Annotated in this window: 16 protein-coding genes; 15 read left to right on the top strand and 1 reads right to left on the bottom strand. The window is 36.0% G+C overall.

The features are described from left to right. Positions 1-5 precede the first annotated feature (5 nt). The 10 genes from AC4BC4_RS09950 (at position 6) to AC4BC4_RS09905 (ending at position 12,509) form a co-directional block, all read left to right on the top strand. The gene (locus AC4BC4_RS09950) at positions 6-512 is read left to right on the top strand and encodes a cell wall elongation regulator TseB-like domain-containing protein (RefSeq protein WP_490475582.1); all 507 of its coding nucleotides are present in this window, start codon (positions 6-8) and stop codon (positions 510-512) included. 141 nt (positions 513-653) lie between these two features. Continuing rightward, positions 654-1,853 (top strand): pyridoxal phosphate-dependent aminotransferase, encoded by a 1,200-nt coding sequence (locus AC4BC4_RS09945; protein WP_490475581.1) that lies wholly within the window; start codon positions 654-656, stop codon positions 1,851-1,853. Between the two features lie 41 nt (positions 1,854-1,894). Next, positions 1,895-3,193 (top strand): asparagine--tRNA ligase, encoded by a 1,299-nt coding sequence (gene asnS / locus AC4BC4_RS09940; protein WP_490475580.1) that lies wholly within the window; start codon positions 1,895-1,897, stop codon positions 3,191-3,193. A 183-nt stretch (positions 3,194-3,376) separates the two neighbouring features. Next, a complete protein-coding gene (locus AC4BC4_RS09935) occupies positions 3,377-4,282 on the top strand; it encodes a hypothetical protein (protein WP_490475579.1) in 906 nt (301 codons plus the stop codon). A gap of 512 nt (positions 4,283-4,794) precedes the next feature. Further along, on the top strand, positions 4,795-6,132 hold the full coding sequence (gene murC / locus AC4BC4_RS09930) for a UDP-N-acetylmuramate--L-alanine ligase (protein WP_438756635.1): 1,338 nt from the start codon (positions 4,795-4,797) through the stop codon (positions 6,130-6,132). A gap of 134 nt (positions 6,133-6,266) precedes the next feature. Then, positions 6,267-6,749, top strand: coding sequence for a MaoC family dehydratase (locus tag AC4BC4_RS09925; protein WP_438756634.1), 483 nt, complete (start codon positions 6,267-6,269; stop codon positions 6,747-6,749). Continuing rightward, positions 6,742-7,422 (top strand): Bax inhibitor-1/YccA family protein, encoded by a 681-nt coding sequence (locus tag AC4BC4_RS09920; RefSeq protein ID WP_490475578.1) that lies wholly within the window; start codon positions 6,742-6,744, stop codon positions 7,420-7,422. Before AC4BC4_RS09925 ends, AC4BC4_RS09920 begins: the two co-directional genes overlap by 8 nt. A gap of 210 nt (positions 7,423-7,632) precedes the next feature. Further along, on the top strand, positions 7,633-8,790 hold the full coding sequence (gene argJ / locus AC4BC4_RS09915) for a bifunctional glutamate N-acetyltransferase/amino-acid acetyltransferase ArgJ (RefSeq protein ID WP_490475577.1): 1,158 nt from the start codon (positions 7,633-7,635) through the stop codon (positions 8,788-8,790). A 240-nt stretch (positions 8,791-9,030) separates the two neighbouring features. Continuing rightward, positions 9,031-11,388, top strand: coding sequence for an ATP-dependent DNA helicase (locus AC4BC4_RS09910; RefSeq protein ID WP_490475576.1), 2,358 nt, complete (start codon positions 9,031-9,033; stop codon positions 11,386-11,388). A gap of 155 nt (positions 11,389-11,543) precedes the next feature. Then, positions 11,544-12,509: an asparaginase gene (locus tag AC4BC4_RS09905; RefSeq protein ID WP_490475575.1), complete on the top strand. Its 966-nt coding sequence runs from the start codon at positions 11,544-11,546 to the stop codon at positions 12,507-12,509. Positions 12,510-12,571: 62 nt separating this feature from the next. On the opposite strand, the gene AC4BC4_RS09900 is transcribed toward AC4BC4_RS09905, so the two are convergent. After that, complete coding sequence (locus AC4BC4_RS09900) at positions 12,572-13,066, bottom strand: YajQ family cyclic di-GMP-binding protein (RefSeq protein ID WP_490475574.1); 495 nt, start codon at positions 13,064-13,066, stop codon at positions 12,572-12,574. Positions 13,067-13,339: 273 nt separating this feature from the next. On the opposite strand from AC4BC4_RS09900, the gene AC4BC4_RS09895 reads away from it, so the two are divergent. The 5 genes from AC4BC4_RS09895 to AC4BC4_RS09875 all read left to right on the top strand — a co-directional run bounded on the left by AC4BC4_RS09895 (position 13,340) and on the right by AC4BC4_RS09875 (position 18,849). Beyond that, positions 13,340-14,275, top strand: coding sequence for a YitT family protein (locus AC4BC4_RS09895; protein ID WP_438756628.1), 936 nt, complete (start codon positions 13,340-13,342; stop codon positions 14,273-14,275). Positions 14,276-14,555: 280 nt separating this feature from the next. Continuing rightward, on the top strand, positions 14,556-16,172 hold the full coding sequence (locus AC4BC4_RS09890) for an alpha-glucoside-specific PTS transporter subunit IIBC (protein WP_490475573.1): 1,617 nt from the start codon (positions 14,556-14,558) through the stop codon (positions 16,170-16,172). Between the two features lie 21 nt (positions 16,173-16,193). After that, on the top strand, positions 16,194-17,525 hold the full coding sequence (locus AC4BC4_RS09885; protein WP_490475572.1) for a 6-phospho-alpha-glucosidase: 1,332 nt from the start codon (positions 16,194-16,196) through the stop codon (positions 17,523-17,525). A 101-nt stretch (positions 17,526-17,626) separates the two neighbouring features. After that, a complete protein-coding gene (locus tag AC4BC4_RS09880) occupies positions 17,627-18,400 on the top strand; it encodes a MurR/RpiR family transcriptional regulator (protein ID WP_438756625.1) in 774 nt (257 codons plus the stop codon). Next, on the top strand, positions 18,400-18,849 hold the full coding sequence (locus AC4BC4_RS09875) for a hypothetical protein (RefSeq protein WP_490475571.1): 450 nt from the start codon (positions 18,400-18,402) through the stop codon (positions 18,847-18,849). The genes AC4BC4_RS09880 and AC4BC4_RS09875 overlap by 1 nt, the downstream gene beginning before the upstream one ends. Positions 18,850-18,891: the final 42 nt, after the last annotated feature.

Genomic DNA, 18,891 nt, shown 5'->3' with positions numbered 1-18,891 from the left:
GTCGATTGCAAGAACAAGAAGATCAAAATGAATCAAGAAAAATCAAAATCTTAGTCGGCATAATTGCGAGTTTATTAGTGATCATTGTGATGATTAGTATTTTCTATATTCGCTCAACGCAACCAAGAAGACAAGCGGAAAAAGAAGCAACGGAAATCGCAAAGGAACAGGCACATTTAGAAACAGTCGATCATTTTTATTGGTTTACCAGAAAAAAAACATACTTCAGCGTGACAGGTAAAGACGATAAAGGAGAATCATTAGCTGTGATTATTCCAAAATCCGGTGAAAACGTGACAGTCTTAAATCAAAAAGATGGTGTGGTAGAAGACAATATCCGCCAGATCATTGAAACCGACTATAAAGAAAAAAATATCCAAAAAATCAGCTTAGGTCTTTATAATGACAAACCCACTTGGGAGGTCGTGACAAAAGGGGATGACGGATCATTAAATTATTATCTACTGTCATTTGAAAATGCCGAAGAAATCATGGTCATTAAAAATGTCTGACGAAATAGGGTTAAAATGATAGGTGACAAAATAAGCATAATAAGAAGTATTTGATGAAATAAGCTAATGATTGTCAAAAATCATCGAATTTATTGGTGCTGAACAGTACTATTTCTGATAAAAAATGAATGGAGCGATACTATGGACATATCGAGACGTGCACAAAAATTAGAACCCTCTGTTACGCTGGCAGCGGCAGCGAAAGCCAATGCCTTAAAAGCTGAAGGGAAAGATATTTTAAGCTTAACAGTTGGTGAACCGGATTTTACCACGCCTAAAAATATCCAGCAAGCTGCAATTAACGCCATCAAAAGTGGAAAAGCAAGTTATTACACGCCTTCTGCGGGTATCAAAGAATTGCGAGAAGCAGTTGTAAAACATATTGAAACCTACTATCAGTTGCGTTATCAGACAAAAAATGTGATCATAACCGATGGTGCTAAATTTGCCTTATATCTTCTTTTTCAAGCTGTATTGAATCCGAATGATGAAGTGATCATCCCAGTTCCATATTGGGTAAGTTACGGTGAACAAGTTAAATTAGCTGAAGGTGTCCCTGTGTTCATCTCATGTGCTCAGGAAAAAGAATTTAAAGTGACTGTTGAGCAATTAGAAGAGGCAAAAACTGAAAAAACGAAATTATTGATTTTAAATTCACCATCTAATCCAACAGGAATGATTTATTCTGAAGCAGAATTACGTAAAATTGGCGAATGGGCAGTCTTAAACAATGTCCTGATCGTATCAGATGATATATACGGTAGACTGGTTTATAATGGAGCTGACTTTACGCCGATCGCAACTTTATCTGAAGCGATTCAAAAACAAACGATCATAATCAATGGGGTTTCTAAAAGTTATGCCATGACAGGTTGGCGTATTGGATATGCAGTCGGGGCAGAGGCGATTATTTCAGCAATGAATGATATTGCGTCACAATCAACCAGTAATCCTACGGCAGTCAGTCAATATGCTGCAATAGAAGCATTGGTCGGTGAACAAGACACTGTTGAATTCATGAGACAAGCTTTTGAAGCACGTTTAAATGAAATTTATCCGCTATTTGCAGCATTGCCAGGTTTCAAATTGGAAAAACCTCATGGTGCGTTTTACCTATTTCCAAATATCAAAGAAACATTAACGATGTGCGGATATACAGATGTTACTAAGTGGGTGGATGATTTACTAGCTGAAGCGCAAGTTGCACTTGTGACGGGGGCTGGATTTGGAGCACCAGAAAATATTCGAATTAGTTACGCTACTGATTTAGAGACTTTAAAAGAAGCAGCTAAACGAATGGCACTATTTATTGAGAAAAAATCAACAAGAGCAATATCTTAATTCGGGATAGGTAAAAGAATAGAATGAATGGAGAGACGATCGTGGAACAAATTCAAATTATTGATTCAAAAAATCATATAGGTGAAACAGTAAAAATAGGTGCTTGGATCGCGAATAAACGTTCAAGCGGAAAAATCGCTTTTCTACAATTACGTGATGGAACAGCTTATTTCCAAGGTATTGTAGTGAAAAGTGAAGTGCCGGAAGAAGTCTTTCAATTAGCTAAAAGCTTAACACAAGAAACATCTGTTTGGATCACTGGTGAAATCAGAGAAGATAGCCGTTCAAAATTCGGTTATGAGATCGGTGTAACAGGGATCGAAGTCATTGGTGAAAGTCATGATTATCCAATTACACCAAAAGAGCACGGGACTGACTTTTTGATGGATCATCGTCACTTATGGCTACGTTCGTCTCGTCAGCATGCAATCATGCAGATCCGTAACGAAATTATCCGTGCGACGTATGAATTTTTCAATAACAACAACTTTGTAAAAATCGATCCGCCTATTCTAACTGCCAGTACAGCAGAAGGTACGACCGATTTATTTGAAACAAACTATTTTGATCAAAAAGCCTACCTTTCTCAAAGCGGACAATTGTACATGGAAGCAGCCGCATTAGCATTTGGTAAGGTATTCTCATTTGGTCCAACGTTTAGAGCAGAAAAATCAAAAACACGTCGTCATTTGATTGAATTTTGGATGATCGAACCAGAAATGGCGTTTATGCACCAAGAAGAAAGTTTAGAAGTACAAGAGCAATATGTATCATTTTTAGTCCAAAATGTATTAGATAATTGTGATCATGCTTTAGATATTTTAGAACGTGACAGAGAAGTCCTTAAAAAATACACACAACTACCATTTCCTCGTATTTCATATGATGAAGCGGTTGAGTTGTTGAAGAAAAATGGTTTTGACGATATTGAGTGGGGAGATGATTTTGGCTCACCGCATGAAACGTTTATTGCCAATTCATTTGACCGTCCTGTCTTCATTTTAAACTATCCAAAAGCAATCAAAGCATTCTACATGAAACCACATCCTACACGTGATGACGTTGTGATTTGTGCGGATATGATTGCACCAGAGGGGTATGGCGAAATCATCGGGGGTTCTGAAAGAGCAATCGATCATGATTACCTGCTAGAACAAATTCGTAACCATGATCTAGATGAAAAAGAATATTCTTGGTATTTAGATTTACGCCGTTACGGTTCTGTTCCGCATTCAGGCTTTGGTCTAGGGTTAGAACGTACGGTTACTTGGTTAGCTGGAATTGAGCATGTTCGTGAAGCAAGCCCATTCCCACGTTTATTAAATCGTATCTACCCATAGTAACTAAATAGTAAAATAGTCGTTGAAAGAAGTTTTATACTTCGTTTCAACGACTATTTTTATATGGATTGAGAAATTTTGATAAAATTACAACGAGAAAAAAGAAAAAGTAGGGTAATTTGTTTAGAATTCCACTATTTTATGGTAGAATTGACAATAAAGTAGAATAAAGGAATGACTTGAATGGGAAACCCAACACAAATAAAAAGAAAACATTTTCGTTTTCCGGCGTATGATGACGAGGTAGGCGTAAAATTAGTTTCTGAAAATAAACGCACATTGTTTCAAGAAGAGCCAATGCTCAATAAGATGAGCACTCAAGCCCAAACGCAGCAAAGTACACCAATCATAGAACCAATAAGCGCTCAGCCGGTGCCTCAAAAACAACCGACGAAAACCAACAATCAACATGTTTCTCATAGTCAGGAACAAGTAGATGAATTAGCCCGTCATAAATCTAATTTGCCAAATTATATGATGACGCATAATAAAACAGCATCACCAAAGCAAAAGAATAATTTATTTGGTAATATGCCTAAAAGAAGTTCGTACGGTTTTGGTTCTCAGCACACTTCTAACAAAAATAGAACAGCATTCTCAAAGGATTTTACCTATGATACTCGCTCCTATTTTGTACCGAAATATATTCCAGCTTCTGTCATTCCAGAAGAAAAAACACCCACTTTGACAGAACAAGAATTAACGGAAGCGATGAGAAAAGACAAAAATTCTTATTTACTTTTTGACGATGAACCAGTAGCATTTCAAGTGAAAGGAAATGAAGACCCAACAGTTCAAAAATTCAATATTCCTAAAGATTCACCTGAAATACCAGTAACAAGACGTCAATACCAACAAATCAAACCAGATATGGAACGCTTTGGTAAAGAAGAAGATATCAGCCATACATTACCACGCTCTCGAAAAGAACTGAAGACTGCGAAAGAAAATGCCAAAAGCCAAACTGCCTATGGTCAAAAAGTAGCTGAAGCAGAACATGAGAAAAAACGAGGTATCTTAGATAAGTCCTTAAGTGGTATTATTGAAGATTCAAGCATGGAGCTAGAAAACAGCCAGTATTTTAAATAGGAAAATGTATGTTAACACCTCGCAAAGTTGTGTCAGTGTACTTCAAAAACTCTATCAATTGTTTTTTGTCTCGATTGATAGGAGCTTGAAAATGGTAAATAGAATAACTAACTGATTGGTTAGTATGATTTTGGTATTGAGCCGAAAGTCATACTAGCCCTTTTTTGTAGAATAATAATACATTATATCTGTGGTGCTATGCTAAAAGAGGGGGAGTAAAAATGACTAAACATTGGTTCAACACCAGCTCTTTCGAAAGTAAATTGAAATTATCGTGAAATTCAGTCGCAGTTCCTACCTATCAATATGAGCTAAAGAAACTTACTGTAAGTAGCTACTGTATTGAAATTTTCAGTGACTGATATTTAATGGAGTCTCTTCTTTTCTTAGAAAATTATCTAACTGTTTTGGGTTGATTATTTTTTGAATTTGTAAGATAATGGGAATCGTACGATTTTTATAAAATAATGAAATTAATTTTTACATATAGCCAGTAAGAGAAGAGGATTATCATGAAAAAGCAAGAAAACGTATTGTACCATTTTGTTGGAATCAAAGGCTCAGGAATGAGCTCATTAGCACTTGTATTGTTTGAAAAAGGATTAACTGTGCAAGGTTCTGATGTGGAAGAGTATTTCTTTACACAACGTGATTTAGAAAAAGCTGGTATTACTATTTTACCTTTCGATAAAGAAAATATCACAAAAGAAATGATCGTGATAGCTGGGAATGCATTTCCTGATACGCATGAGGAATTGGTTCGTGCAAAAGAATTAGGGGCAGAAATTATTCGCTATCATGATTTTATTGGTCGTTTCATCGAGCCTTACACAAGTGTAGCTGTGACAGGCTCGCATGGGAAAACAAGTACAACTGGCTTACTTTCTCACGTATTGACTGGGATCGCGCCAACAAGTTACTTGATTGGTGACGGAACAGGACATGGTGATCCAAATGCTGAATTTTTTGCTTTTGAAGCTTGTGAGTATCGTCGTCATTTCTTAGCTTATTCACCAGATTATGCGATCATGACCAATATTGATTTTGATCATCCAGATTATTTTAAGAGTATTGAAGATGTATTTTCTGCTTTTCAAACAATGGCGAAACAAGTGAAAAAAGGAATTTTTGCTTATGGTGATGATAAATATTTACGCCAGTTAAACACAGATGTTCCAGTTTACTATTATGGACTAGCAGATGACGATGATATACAAGCTAAAAATATCGAACGAACTACACAAGGTTCTTCTTTTGATGTTTATCATGATGAAAAATTTGTTGGCCACTTTGTTTTACCGGCGTTTGGTCAACACAATATCATGAATGCATTAGGCGTGATTGCGGTAGCTTATTTTGAAAACTTAGACATGAAAAAAGTGGCAGAAGAGATGCTGACCTTTGAAGGCGTAAAACGCCGCTTTACAGAGAAAAAAGTTTCTGACATGATCATTGTTGATGATTATGCTCACCACCCAACAGAAATCATAGCGACAATCGATGGCGCTCGTCAAAAATATCCGGATAAAGAGATTATTGCTGTCTTTCAACCGCACACCTTTACACGTACAATTGCGTTGATGGATGAATTTGCTGAAGCCTTGAATTTGGCGGATGCTGTTTACCTTTGTGATATCTTTGGCTCTGCTAGAGAACAAAAAGGTGATGTGAAAATCGAAGATCTAGGGAACAAAATTCAAAAAGGCGGACAAGTTATTAAAGAAGAGAATGTATCTCCGCTTTTAGATCATGAAAATGCTGTAATGGTCTTTATGGGAGCAGGCGATGTTCAGAAATTTGAACAAGCTTATGAAACGTTATTAAGTAATACAACTAGAAGTGTTTTATAAAAAAGAGAAAAAATAATCTTGAAGAAGGAGTCTCAATAGCATATTCTTGTGTTTTGTTGAAGCTTCTTCTTTTTAACTTGCCTTTTAGCGTCATTTTGGTACAATTATCTTATCATTAGTGGAGGTGTACTAATTTGAATATCGGAAAACCGAGAAAATTAGGCAAAACCATCGAAGATATTGAGGAAGGCGATTCGTTGTCTTTAACCGAATCGATCGAAGATAAAGAGTTACTTCTTTATTTGGGCTTGACAAACGATGCCAACCCCTTATATATCCAACATGATTATGCCCAAAAAACAGAATATGGCAAACCAATCGTACCATCGATCATGCTGATGGGAATTATTACTAGTGCTATTTCAAAGCATTTACCAGGGCCTGGATCTCATGTGGTCAATTTTTCTGTGAATTTTGTGGAGCCAGTTTTTCATTATGAAACACTGACTTTTCAATTTGAAGTGATCAAAGTAGATAAAATGAAAGATGTTGTGACGATTTCGATCGAAGCCGTGAATGAGGAAGAGGATCGTGTCCTTGATGCGGTCGTAATGGTTCAGCCCCCTCAAGTTACATTAGTAGATTTAGAAGAGAAAGAAGGAAAAATAGATGAATAATGGAACAGTAGCCAATGTTGGCTTGAATAAGTTTTATTCAAAGATTTACGCATTTTTAGCGATGGGAATTGGAGTCAGTGCCTTAGTATCCTATTTGATTTTAACAGTTTATCCTAATGTTTTGATGACATTATTACATTCTACAGCTTTATTTTTTGGTTTATGGATTTTACAAATTGGCTTGGTTTTTTTCTTAGGATTTAAAGCACAAAAAAATCCTAGCTTAGCGGTCAGTGGCTTCTTATTGTATTCCATTTTAAATGGCGTGACAATTTCAGCTACTCTACTTCTATACGCTCAAGCGACAGTGGTGAGTGCTTTTGTAAGTGCTGCGGCAACATTTGGTGCAATGTCATTAGTTGGGATGTTTACAAAGAAAGACTTATCTGCAATGGGTCACGCCGCATATAGCGCGTTGATCGGGATCATCATTGCGATGATCGTTAATTTCTTTTTCTTACGTAGCGATGCGGTATCATTTTTCATTTCAATCTTGATGGTTTTGATCTTTGCTGGTATTACAGCATATGACAATCAGAGAATTCGCCTAGCCTACAATGAAACAGGCGGGCAAGCAGGAACAGGTATCGCAGTGTTCTTCGCCTTACAATTATATCTTGACTTTATCAACTTATTCTTAGCATTTTTACGTATTTTTGGTAAAAACAACTAAGTCGACAAAAATAAAAAAACAGTATCTGGAGAATTCTAGATACTGTTTTTTTATGCAATTAATATTCATTTAATACATAATTTTGAATTAAAATCCTGAATTTAGCTAATAAATGATATAAAATACATTGACTAACCTTCCGCTTTGATTTATACTTTTATAAAATTAGTGAAATACAGATGATTATGAATATACGGGATGGTGTAAGTGATGGAAGTGTATGAAAAAGGGCCAATGGGGTTTAAATTTTACGGAATGCATATTGGGATAAAGAAAAAGAGAAAAGATTTTGGATTGATCGTAGCAGATGAAGTTTGTCATGCTGCAGCTGTTTTTACAAAGAATACATTTTGCGGTGAATGTATCCCGATCGGTAAAGAGCACGTGAAAAATGCTGAATTACAAGCAGTGGTAGTGACAAGTGGGATCGCTAACGTTGCAACAGGCAAAACGGGTAGAGAAAATGAATACAAAATCTTGGAAAAACTTTCAACAAAACTGATGATTGAAAAAGAAAATATTCTCCCGTCTTCTACAGGTGTGATCGGACCACAATTACCCATCGCAATGATTGAAGAATTTTTAGATGTAGAAACGATCGAGTTGAAAGAAAACTATGAAGATTTTGCTCATGCTATTTTGACGACAGATCAACGAATTAAAGTTCGAAGTCTAAAAGTTGGTGAGGCGACGATTTTAGGGATCGTGAAAGGATCGGGAATGATTGAGCCAAACATGGCGACAATGTTAGCTTATATATTGACCGATGCCAAAATAGAGAAAAAAGAAATTTATCCTCTGTTGAAAAATTCAGTTGATCAATCTTTCAATACGATCAGCATCGATACGGATACCAGCACTAGTGATACTGTAGCGTTTTTAGCTAGTGGTCATTATACAGTTGAAAAAAAAGCATTCGAAACAGCGCTGAATCAAATCTGTAAAGATTTAGCATTGGATGTTGTAAAAGATGCAGAAGGTGCGACTAAGACCATGTTTGTCACCGTTAAAAATGCTGAAAGTAAAGAACAAGCAAAAAATGCGGGCAAATCGATCATCAATTCACCTTTGGTAAAGACAGCGTTGTTTGGACATGATCCTAACTGGGGACGTATTGCGATGGCTCTTGGCAAAACAAAAGGGTTGATTTTTGATCAGAATAAAGTAGAGATTTTTTATGGTAAGTATCCAATTTTTTCAAATAACCATGAAGAAAAACAAAACATCAATAAAATTGCTAAATACATTGAAGAAAATGAAGACATTTACTTAACCGTTGATTTAAATCAAGGGTCAGAAAATTTTGAAGTGATCGGTTGCGATTTAAGTTATGAATATGTCAAAATAAATAGTGATTATTCTACTTGATTTGTCTTTTGAAATTGAAGTAATAGTGATTGAATAAATCATTACGTTTTATATATAATTCAAGATAGAGGCGATTGGTTATGAGAAATGAGGGTGACATTCATGAAAATTGTTTTGCCGATTTTTGTGAATTCTCCTTCATTTGTAAAGTAGTTCCTTCTGATATCATTGTTTATCAAGTCCCTCTTTTATTTTGCGAATGTATGTTCTATAATAAGGAGAGGATAGGTGGGATCGAACATGCAGAGTACGCAAAGAATCGCAGTCCGCAGGTTAGTGGAATTTATTTTAAGAAGAGGGAGCATCGATGCTAGGCACACGAGTGAACATACAGCGTTAGAAGGAGCCAAAATCCATCGGAAGCTTCAGAAAAGTGCTGGAGAAAATTATCAAAAAGAAATCAAACTAGCTATCAACATAGAATTAAATCAGCAAACATACATAATCGAAGGCCGCGCAGACGGTATTTTCATTGATGATAAAAAAAGAACTGTGATTGATGAAATCAAAACTTCGGAACCTTTATTTTCAGATTTGCTGGAAGAACAAGTAGAGATGTATTGGTATCAAGTAATGTGTTATGGACATATTTATTGCCAACAAGAAGATTTAGATGAAATCACTTTACAATTGACTTATTATCAGACGACGACCGAACAAATCACGAGACAGGAAAAAGAGTATACCAAAGATGAACTAAAAATATTCTTTGATGATCTGACACAAAAATATGAACAATGGCTGATTTTTAAAGCGAATTGGCGTAAAACTCGGAATCGATCATTACAAAAATTACCGTTCCCGTATGGCGATTATCGAGCTGGTCAAAGAGAACTATCGGTTGCCGTGTACAAAACGATTTTAAGTAATCAAAAACTGTTTGTAGAAGCACCAACGGGAACGGGGAAGACGATTTCGACCCTATTTCCCACACTAAAAGCTATTGGGGAAGAAAAAGCAGAACGTGCTTTTTACCTGACGGCTAAAACGATCACGCGTCAAGTAGCTGAAGATGCTGTGGAAGCGATGAAAAATAAGGAGCTACAGCTAAAGAGTGTCACTTTAACTGCGAAAGATAAAATTTGTTTCTTAACAGAACGCAATTGTACGCCAGAAGCTTGTCCTTTTGCCAATGGTTATTATGATCGTTTGAATGAAGGATTATGGGATTTACTAAATAATGAAAATCAGTTTACCCGTGAGGTTATTGAGATTTATGCTCGTAAACACAGCTTATGTCCTTTTGAATTGTCTTTAGATGTTAGTTTGTGGTGTGATTTAGTGATTTGCGACTATAATTACTTATTTGATCCAGTTGTTTACTTAAGGCGTTTTTTTGAAGAGCAGACGGAACCCAAAGAAAATGTTTTTTTAGTAGATGAAGTGCATAATCTAGTCAATCGTTCAAGAGAAATGTATTCAGCTATTTTATCCAAAAATAAACTATCTGAGCTAAAACAATTGCTTGATAAAAAACAAACAAAGCTAATCCGAGCGCTCAATAAAATCGAAAAAGAATTCGACAAGATCAAACAAGTTTGTGATGAGGAAGAAACAGATTTTTTACACCAAAATGCACCGATTGATTCGCTTGTCAAAGTAGCGTATTCGCTTGCTGAAAAAATAAAAGAATGGCTACCAGAAAATCAAGATCATACTGAGCTTAATCAGATTTTACCTGTTTACTTTGAATTGTTGAATTATACTAAAATCAGTGAAGGGTATGATGATCATTATTGTACCTATGTAGACTGTCAGAATTATGACATTATCGTGAAGCAATTTTGTATTGATCCGAGCTATCTTTTACAACAAAAACTAGAAAAAGGCAAAGCAAGTATTTTATTTTCAGCAAGTTTAACGCCGCTCGATTACTATCAGGAAATTTTGGGTGGCGGCAAGGAAAGTTTGCGTTATCGAATCCCAAGTCCTTTTCCAAAAGAAAACCAACTATTAGTTATCGAAAAGTATATTCAGACGACATATAAAGAACGAGTGAATAGTTATGAAAAAATCATTGAAAGCCTGACGAATATGATCCAGCAAAAGAAAGGAAATTATATAGTTTTCTTTCCTTCCTATTCATATATGGCTATTATTTATGAACGCTTTCGACAAAAAAATCCTCAAATCAAAACTAAAATTCAAGCAAGCAAAATGAATGAAATAGAACGAGAAGCTTTTTTGGCTGAATTTATGTTTGAACCGACAGAAACATTGGTAGGCTTTTGTGTGTTAGGAGGAATTTTTTCAGAAGGAATTGATTTAAAAGGCAGTCGCTTGATCGGTACAGCGATTGTTGGTGTTGGTTTACCACAAATCAACCATGAACAAGAGTTGATCAAAAAATACTATGATCAAGAAAAAAATCAAGGATTCCAATTTGCATACCAAATTCCTGGTATGAATAAAGTCTTACAGGCCGCAGGCAGAGTTATCAGGGATACAGATGATAGAGGAATTGTTTTGCTTTTGGATCAACGTTTTTCAACAACAGGTGTTCAACGTTTTTTCCCACCTCATTGGGATCAGGTTCAAACCTCTTATTCACATGAACGGACAAAACAACTGATACAACAATTTTGGCAATCGAATTAAACAGATAGTGATAGGAAAAAATGCTTTCTACTGGTATACTAAAAAAAGTATTTTAAGACAAATGACGATAAAAGGCCGAAGTTTTTGATCCTCGGCTCTTTTTTGAGCAGAACATTCATAGTTTATCTATAAAAAAGATCACTGGAGGACAAAAGATGAAAACAATTTTAGTGCTACATACGGGCGGTACGATTTCAATGTCAAAAGAAGCAGATGGAAATGTGACAACAAATAGCATGAATCCCTTGCTTGACCAAGAAGAATTGTTAGCAGGAAAAGCTGAGTTGATCGTAGAATCGATTTTTAATATCCCTTCTCCTCATATGACCTTAGAACGAATGCTGGAATTGAAGCAGCGCATCCAGAAAGCGTATACTGAAAACATCGATGGTGTAGTGATTACACATGGAACGGATACGCTCGAGGAGACCGCTTATTTTTTAGATATTACGTTAGAAAATAAAATTCCTATCGTCTTAACAGGTGCCATGCGTTCAAGTAACGAAATCGGGACAGATGGATTATATAATTTTATTAGTGCAGTTTTTACGGCATGTTCAGATGAATCTTATGGTAAGGGTGTCCTTGTTGTGATGAATGATGAAATCCATACGGCGCGCTATGTGACAAAAACCCATACCACAAACGTAGCCACATTTCGAACGCCCACATTTGGCCCAATCGGGATGATTGCCAAAGAACGAACGTTTTTTGCCAGTGAAGTACGTCCGCAAGAAATTTGTGATGTTCAAGATGTCGCAGGTGAAGTCTATGTAATCAAAGCTTATGCAGGAATGGACGGAAGTTTGTTTGATTTAGTGGATAATGACAAAACAGATGGTATCGTAATAGAAGCATTAGGTGCTGGCAATCTTCCGCCAGAAACGCTGCCTGCGCTTCGACGACTCTTAGAAAGAAAGATTCCTATCGTGTTAGTTTCTCGCTGTTCTAACGGAATCGCTGAAGATATTTATGACTATGAAGGCGGCGGCGTTAATTTAAAGAAAATGGGGATTATTTTTTCTAGGGGATTAAATGGACCAAAAGCCCGAATTCGCTTGATCGTTGGTTTAAACAGTGGAAAAGATTCCCATGAACTATCTGATTTTTTGAGTGAATGAACGAAATAAAAAAGCATAACTAGCTGATAAATGAACGTTTACAACTAGTTATGCCTTTTTTATTAACGGAAATTCGTAAATTGTAATTCTACTGGTAAATCTAAATTTCTAAGCAATGTGATGACTTTTTGTAAATCGTCACGGCTTTTTCCAGTAACTCTGATCTGATCCTCTTGAATTTGTGATTTGACTTTAATACCAGAGTTTTTAATGGCAACATTGATTTTTTTTGCATTCTCTTTGTCGATACCACTAATTAAATCACCGTATTGACGGGCAGAACCGCCGAGGGCTTTTTCACTCGTTGAGAAGTGGATATTTTTAATAGGTACTGCTCGTTTTACTAACTTACTAAATAGGACATCCTTGACCTGTTCGATTTTGTAGTCGTCTTCTGCAACTACGACTAATTTGTTATTTTCTAGCTTTATATCTGCAATTGACCCTTTAAAGTCAAAGCGATTTTTGATTTCTTTCAATGCAATTTGAATCGAGTTTTTGACTTCTTCCATGTTCAATTCAGATGTTACATCAAAGCTGGCTTCTTTTGCCGCCATTTGATCCTCTCCCCTCGTTATTTCTTACTTTTATAGTACCATTAAATAGGGAAGAAACAAGTAAAAATACGTTTTTCCAGCAATAATTGAGTCAAGAAACGAAATTTTTTTGACCGGCTACCAGATAAGAATAAAATAATCCTCATTTTCTACTTTTTTTCTTTTCTTTTTTTGAATCAGCTGTTATCCTAATTCGAGGGATTTTTATCTAAATAGTACTATACAAAACGGTAAAAAATGTTGGCGGTTTTTAGATGAATGGGAGGTTTTTGGATGAATAAAATGGTTATGTCATATAAACAAAGTGAGACATTAAAGAAGTTTGCAGTGATTTTTGTTACCGGAATCTTAGTCGCTATCAGTTTGAACTTTTTTTTGATTCCAGCAAAAGTTTTTTCTGCTGGAATGAATGGGGTGGCGCAGATCATTGCAACATTATTGCATACGCATCTTGGAATTACGATTGATACAGGTCTTTTTATTTTGTTATTAAATATTCCAATATTTGTTTTGGGATTTATGAAGCTAGGAAAAGAATCAACTATTTATAGCTTTTTAAATGTAGCTTGGATTTCCTTGACAACTATTTTGATCCCGATCGAAGTGATTACGACCAATCCTTTGATGAATGCGATCATGGGTGGCGTGTTGATTGGCATCGGTGCTGGTTTGTCACTTAAAATGGGGTTTACAACTGGCGGAATGGATGTTATTTCACTGGTTCTATCGAAAACTACTGGGAAAACTGTCGGTAATTATATGTTTATGCTAAATGGTATCATTGTGGCGATTGCGGGTTTTGTTTTTGATTGGGAAAGTGCGTTGTATACGATCATTTCGATTTATTGTATGACTCAAGTCGTTGACACGATCCACACAAGTCATCAAAAAATCACAGCAATGATCGTGACCGTCCAGCCAGAAATTGTGACACAAGCGATTTCAAAACAAATGATAAGAGGAATGACCTTATTGCCATCTATGGGTGGTTATTCTGGTGTTGAAGGCCGAATGATCATGATGGTGATCACACGTTATGAATTATATGATTTGGAGCAAATCGTTTATGAAGTTGATGAAAATGCCTTTATGAACATTATTCCTACTCATTCAGTCTTAGGACGATTTGCGAATGAAGATGAGCAAAGGATATTTAAAAGTACAGGAAGCTTTCCAGAGATGAAGAAACGTAAAAAAAAGCAAAACTAGAGATAGTTTTTAAAGAGATTACCATAAGGCTGTGACAGAAGCGTTTATTCAGATTTATTAAGGCTAGGATATGACTCGTAGAGTTAGGTCTCAGCCTTTTTTGATGTTCTGATTTGTCTTGCAGTCGGGAAATATTTATTTGGTAAATTTCCCAAAGATTGACACTTTTTCTCAATCATACGACTGACTTCCCAAAAACCCGAAGAATGATTGATAGCGCATTCATACAATGGTATAACTAACGTGTAAAACAATTTAATAGAAGGAGGGTGTTTCACTAGTGATGGAGAAAGTGCAGCGGTTTGGAGGAGCAATGTTCACCCCGGTATTACTATTTTCATTTTCTGGAATTATGGTAGCGCTTGCGATTATATTTAAAAATCCGATGATCGTGGGAAGTATCGCAAATGAAGGAACGGTTTGGTATGGCGTTTGGTCTGTGTTAGAAAATGGTGCATGGACGGTATTCAATCAAATGGAATTATTGTTTGTTATTGGTTTACCGATTGGACTAGCTAAAAAAGCCAACGCTCGTGCTGCGATGGAAGCTTTTGTTATTTATCTAACGTGTAATTATTTTATCAGCAGCATGTTGGAGTATTTTGGTCCATTCTTTGGTGTTGATTTTAGCCAAGAAGTCGGCGGAGAAAGTGGAATGAAACTGATTGCAGGAATCAAAACCTTAGACACAGGCATTATAGGAGCCATTTTTATTTCAGCAATCGTCGTTTGGTTACACAACCGCTATTTTGATACGAAATTGCCAGACTTTTTAGGCATTTTCCAAGGCTCTTCGTTGGTTGTCATTTTAGGATTTTTCGCGATGTTGCCGATTGCGTTTCTAATTTGTCTTATTTGGCCCAAAATTCAAATGGGTATTGGATCGATGCAAACTTTCTTAGCAAATGCAGGAACTTTTGGCGTTTGGCTGTATACGTTTTTAGAAAGAATCTTGATTCCTACAGGATTGCATCATTTCATCTATACACCATTTGTCTTTGGACCAGCAGTTGTTGAAAATGGGATCACCAAATATTGGATGGCGCATTTAAATGAATATGCGCGCACAACAACGCCACTCAAACAGTTATTTCCACAAGGCGGTTTTGCATTGCATGGAAATTCTAAAATATTTGCCTCACCAGGAATCGCAGCAGCCTTTTATTTTACTGCTAAACCTGATAAGCGCAAAAAAGTATTAGCCATTTTGATTCCAGTTACATTGACTGCTGTATTGGCTGGCATCACAGAACCGTTGGAATTTACATTCTTGTTTGTGGCGCCTCCGCTATTTGTTCTCCATGCTATTCTTGCTGCAACAATGGCAGCAACGATGTATTTCTTTGGTGTTGTAGGGGATATGGGCGGTGGATTTATCGATTTATTGGCGAAAAATTGGATTCCATTATTTGCCAATCATAAAGGAATGATTTTCACACAATTGATTATTGGTTTATCCTTCACGTTGATCTATTTCGTTGTTTTTCGGGCATTGATCTTGAAATTTAATTTTGCCACACCAGGAAGAGAAGAGGAGGATCAAGAAGTTAAATTATATAGCAAAAAAGAATACAAAGAAGCGAAAAAAGCTGGAACTTTAGGGGATATTGCTATTGCAAACGCGAACCAGTATACAGAACAAGCAGCAGTCTATTTGGAAGCTTTCGGTGGCAGTGACAATATTGAAAAAGTCAACAATTGTGCGACTCGTTTGAGAATTACCGTAAAAGATGAAGGGATCGTTTCACCTGACAGTGCATTTAAAGAAGGCGGTGCACATGGCGTAGTGAGAAGTGGTACTGCCTTTCAAGTAATCGTTGGTTTAGATGTACCTCAAGTGAGAGAGCAATTTGAAAACTTATTAACATTAGGAACTGAAAATCAAGTAAATGAATAAAAATGAAGGAGCTGGAAAAAAATGAAGAAATTTTCAATTGTAATTGCAGGCGGAGGAAGTACATTTACCCCAGGAATTGTTTTAATGTTATTGGATAATTTGGAAAAATTTCCAATCAGACAAATCAAATTTTATGACAATAATCCAGAAAGACAAAAACAAATTGCAGATGCTTGCGAAATTATTATCAAAGAACAAGCTCCAGAGATTCAATTTTTAGCAACAACTGATCCCAAAACGGCCTTTACAGATATTGACTTTGTAATGGCGCATATCCGTGTTGGACTTTATGCCATGCGGGAAAAAGATGAGAAAATTCCTTTGAAATATGGTGTGATTGGACAAGAAACTTGCGGACCAGGAGGAATTGCTTATGGGATGCGTTCTATCGGTGGTGTTTTAGAATTAATTGATTATATGGAGAAATACTCACCAGATGCGTGGATGCTGAATTATTCCAATCCAGCTGCTATTGTCGCTGAGGCGACAAGAAAGTTACGTCCTAACACCAAAATCATCAATATTTGTGATATGCCAGTCGGTATTGAAGAACGTATGGCGAAATCAGTTGGCCTAAATTCAAGAAAAGATATGGTGGTACGTTATTATGGCTTGAATCATTTCGGATGGTGGACAGATATCAGAGATAAAGAAGGCAATAATCTAATGCCAAAAATCAAAGAACATGTGAAAGATTTTGGTTATTCATTGAAAGAAGAAATTGAGGAATCCCAACATACAGATGCCAGTTGGATGCATACTTTTTCTAAAGCCAAAGAAGTTTACGCAGTTGATCCCACAACATTGCCGAATACGTATTTAAAATATTATTTTTATCCTCAAGATGAAGTAGCACATGCAAATCCAGAATATACACGAGCGAATGAAGTCATGGCTGGGCGTGAAAAACATGTTTTTGGTGAATGTAACCGAATCACAAAAGCTGGCACAGCCAAAGGAACTACACTAGAAGTTGATGAACATGCTTCTTATATCGTTGATCTAGCAAGAGCGATTGCTTATAACACCCATGAAAGAATGTTATTAATCATTGAAAATCAAGGAGCTGTCGTCAATTTTGATGAAACGGCAATGGTAGAAGTCCCATGTATTGTGGGAAGTAGAGGACCAGAACCAATCGTTCAAGGAAAGATTCCGCGTTTCCAAAAAGGATTGATGGAACAACAAGTTGCTGTTGAAAAGTTAGTTGTTGAAGCTTGGACAGAAGGTTCTTATCAAAAATTATGGCAAGCATTGATGCTGTCAAGAATCGTACCAAATGCCCGCATTGCGCAAGAGATTTTAGATGATTTGATAGAAGTAAACAAAGAATTTTGGCCAAAACTGTCTTAAAAGGTTTAGGTATTGTTTTCCTTAGCAAATTCCCTTAGTATCGTTTTGAATTTTCATCCTTTATACTAAGGGAAGAACACTAAGGAGATGAGGGGTCAAATATGAATTTAGAAACATTGATGCAAAAACACCAAAAGCATTTAAGTGAAATGGATTGGGCAATTTTAGGGTATATTTTAGAAAATGAACGCGATGTTATGCAGCTGAGTATTATTGAATTGGGTGAAAAAGTTCATAGTTCTAAATCATCTATTTTACGATTGACTAAAAAATTAGGTTTTTCTGGTTATTCTGAATTTAAGTATTTTATGCGCCAGTCTAAACAAAATAATAGTGGTACGACAGAAACAGATTTAGTAGATCTGCAAACAAAAGATATTGAAAACACAGTCAAATTAGCACAACAAACCGATTTTACGTCATTAAGTAAAGCAATCCAAAAAGCGAATACTGTTTATTGTTATGCGACTGGGTATTCTCAAAGAAAAGTGATTGAAGAGTTTTCCAAGATGCTGATGGTTTGTGACAAACGTTCGATCATTATCCCGGTTAAAACAGAATTGGATATTAGTATGTCCATGATCACGAAAGAAGACATCGTTTTAATAGTATCGTTAAGTGGAGAAACAGATGCCATCAAAGAAAATATTTTATCTCTTAATGCACGGAAAATTCCAGTCGTCTCAATTACTGCATTTTCTCATAATTTTTTTGCAGAACATGCCCAATATGCGTACTTTTATTATTCCACGGCGTTCATAGTGTCAGGGAAAGAACATATCGCACAGTCCCTAGTTGGATTAAGTGTATTGGTCGATTTGATTTATAGAAAATATGTTACGTATTTGAATAATGAATTTGAGGAGGAAACGTGATGACAGCATTTTTTCACCCAGTTAAAATGAAGAAAATATTATTTGGCTATTGGCTGACGATTCCGCTGTTATTTGGTTTATATAGTTTGATTCTAGCAGCAGTTAAAAATGTTCCGATACTTACCATTTTTATGAACATTCCTAGTTTGGCTTTAACAAGTATTGTTGTTTTGTTACTGATTTTTCAACTTTTTGGTTTGTACATTTTGGGTCGATCAAGTGACTGTCGTCATTCCTTATTAGGCTTTTATTTGAAATTCAATTTGATTCAGCAATTATTTACAGTCAATGTCCCTGGATTTCTTTTATGTTTATTCTTTTATCTAAGTTTGATAGATGCTAAAGAGCAGACAGATGTTTCAAAGCAAGAAAAATGGTTGATTTATGGGTTAATCGGTTTTATCAGTTTGATCACTATTTTAGTTACATGGGTGAGATTATCATTATAATATTATGAAGAATGGAACGAGGTTAATTAGCCAGTTCCTTCT

Source organism: Enterococcus sp. AMC1086 (assembly GCF_058216575.1).
The sequence above is the reverse complement of the archived record's forward strand: the minus strand, read 5'-3'. Positions and strand labels throughout refer to the sequence as shown.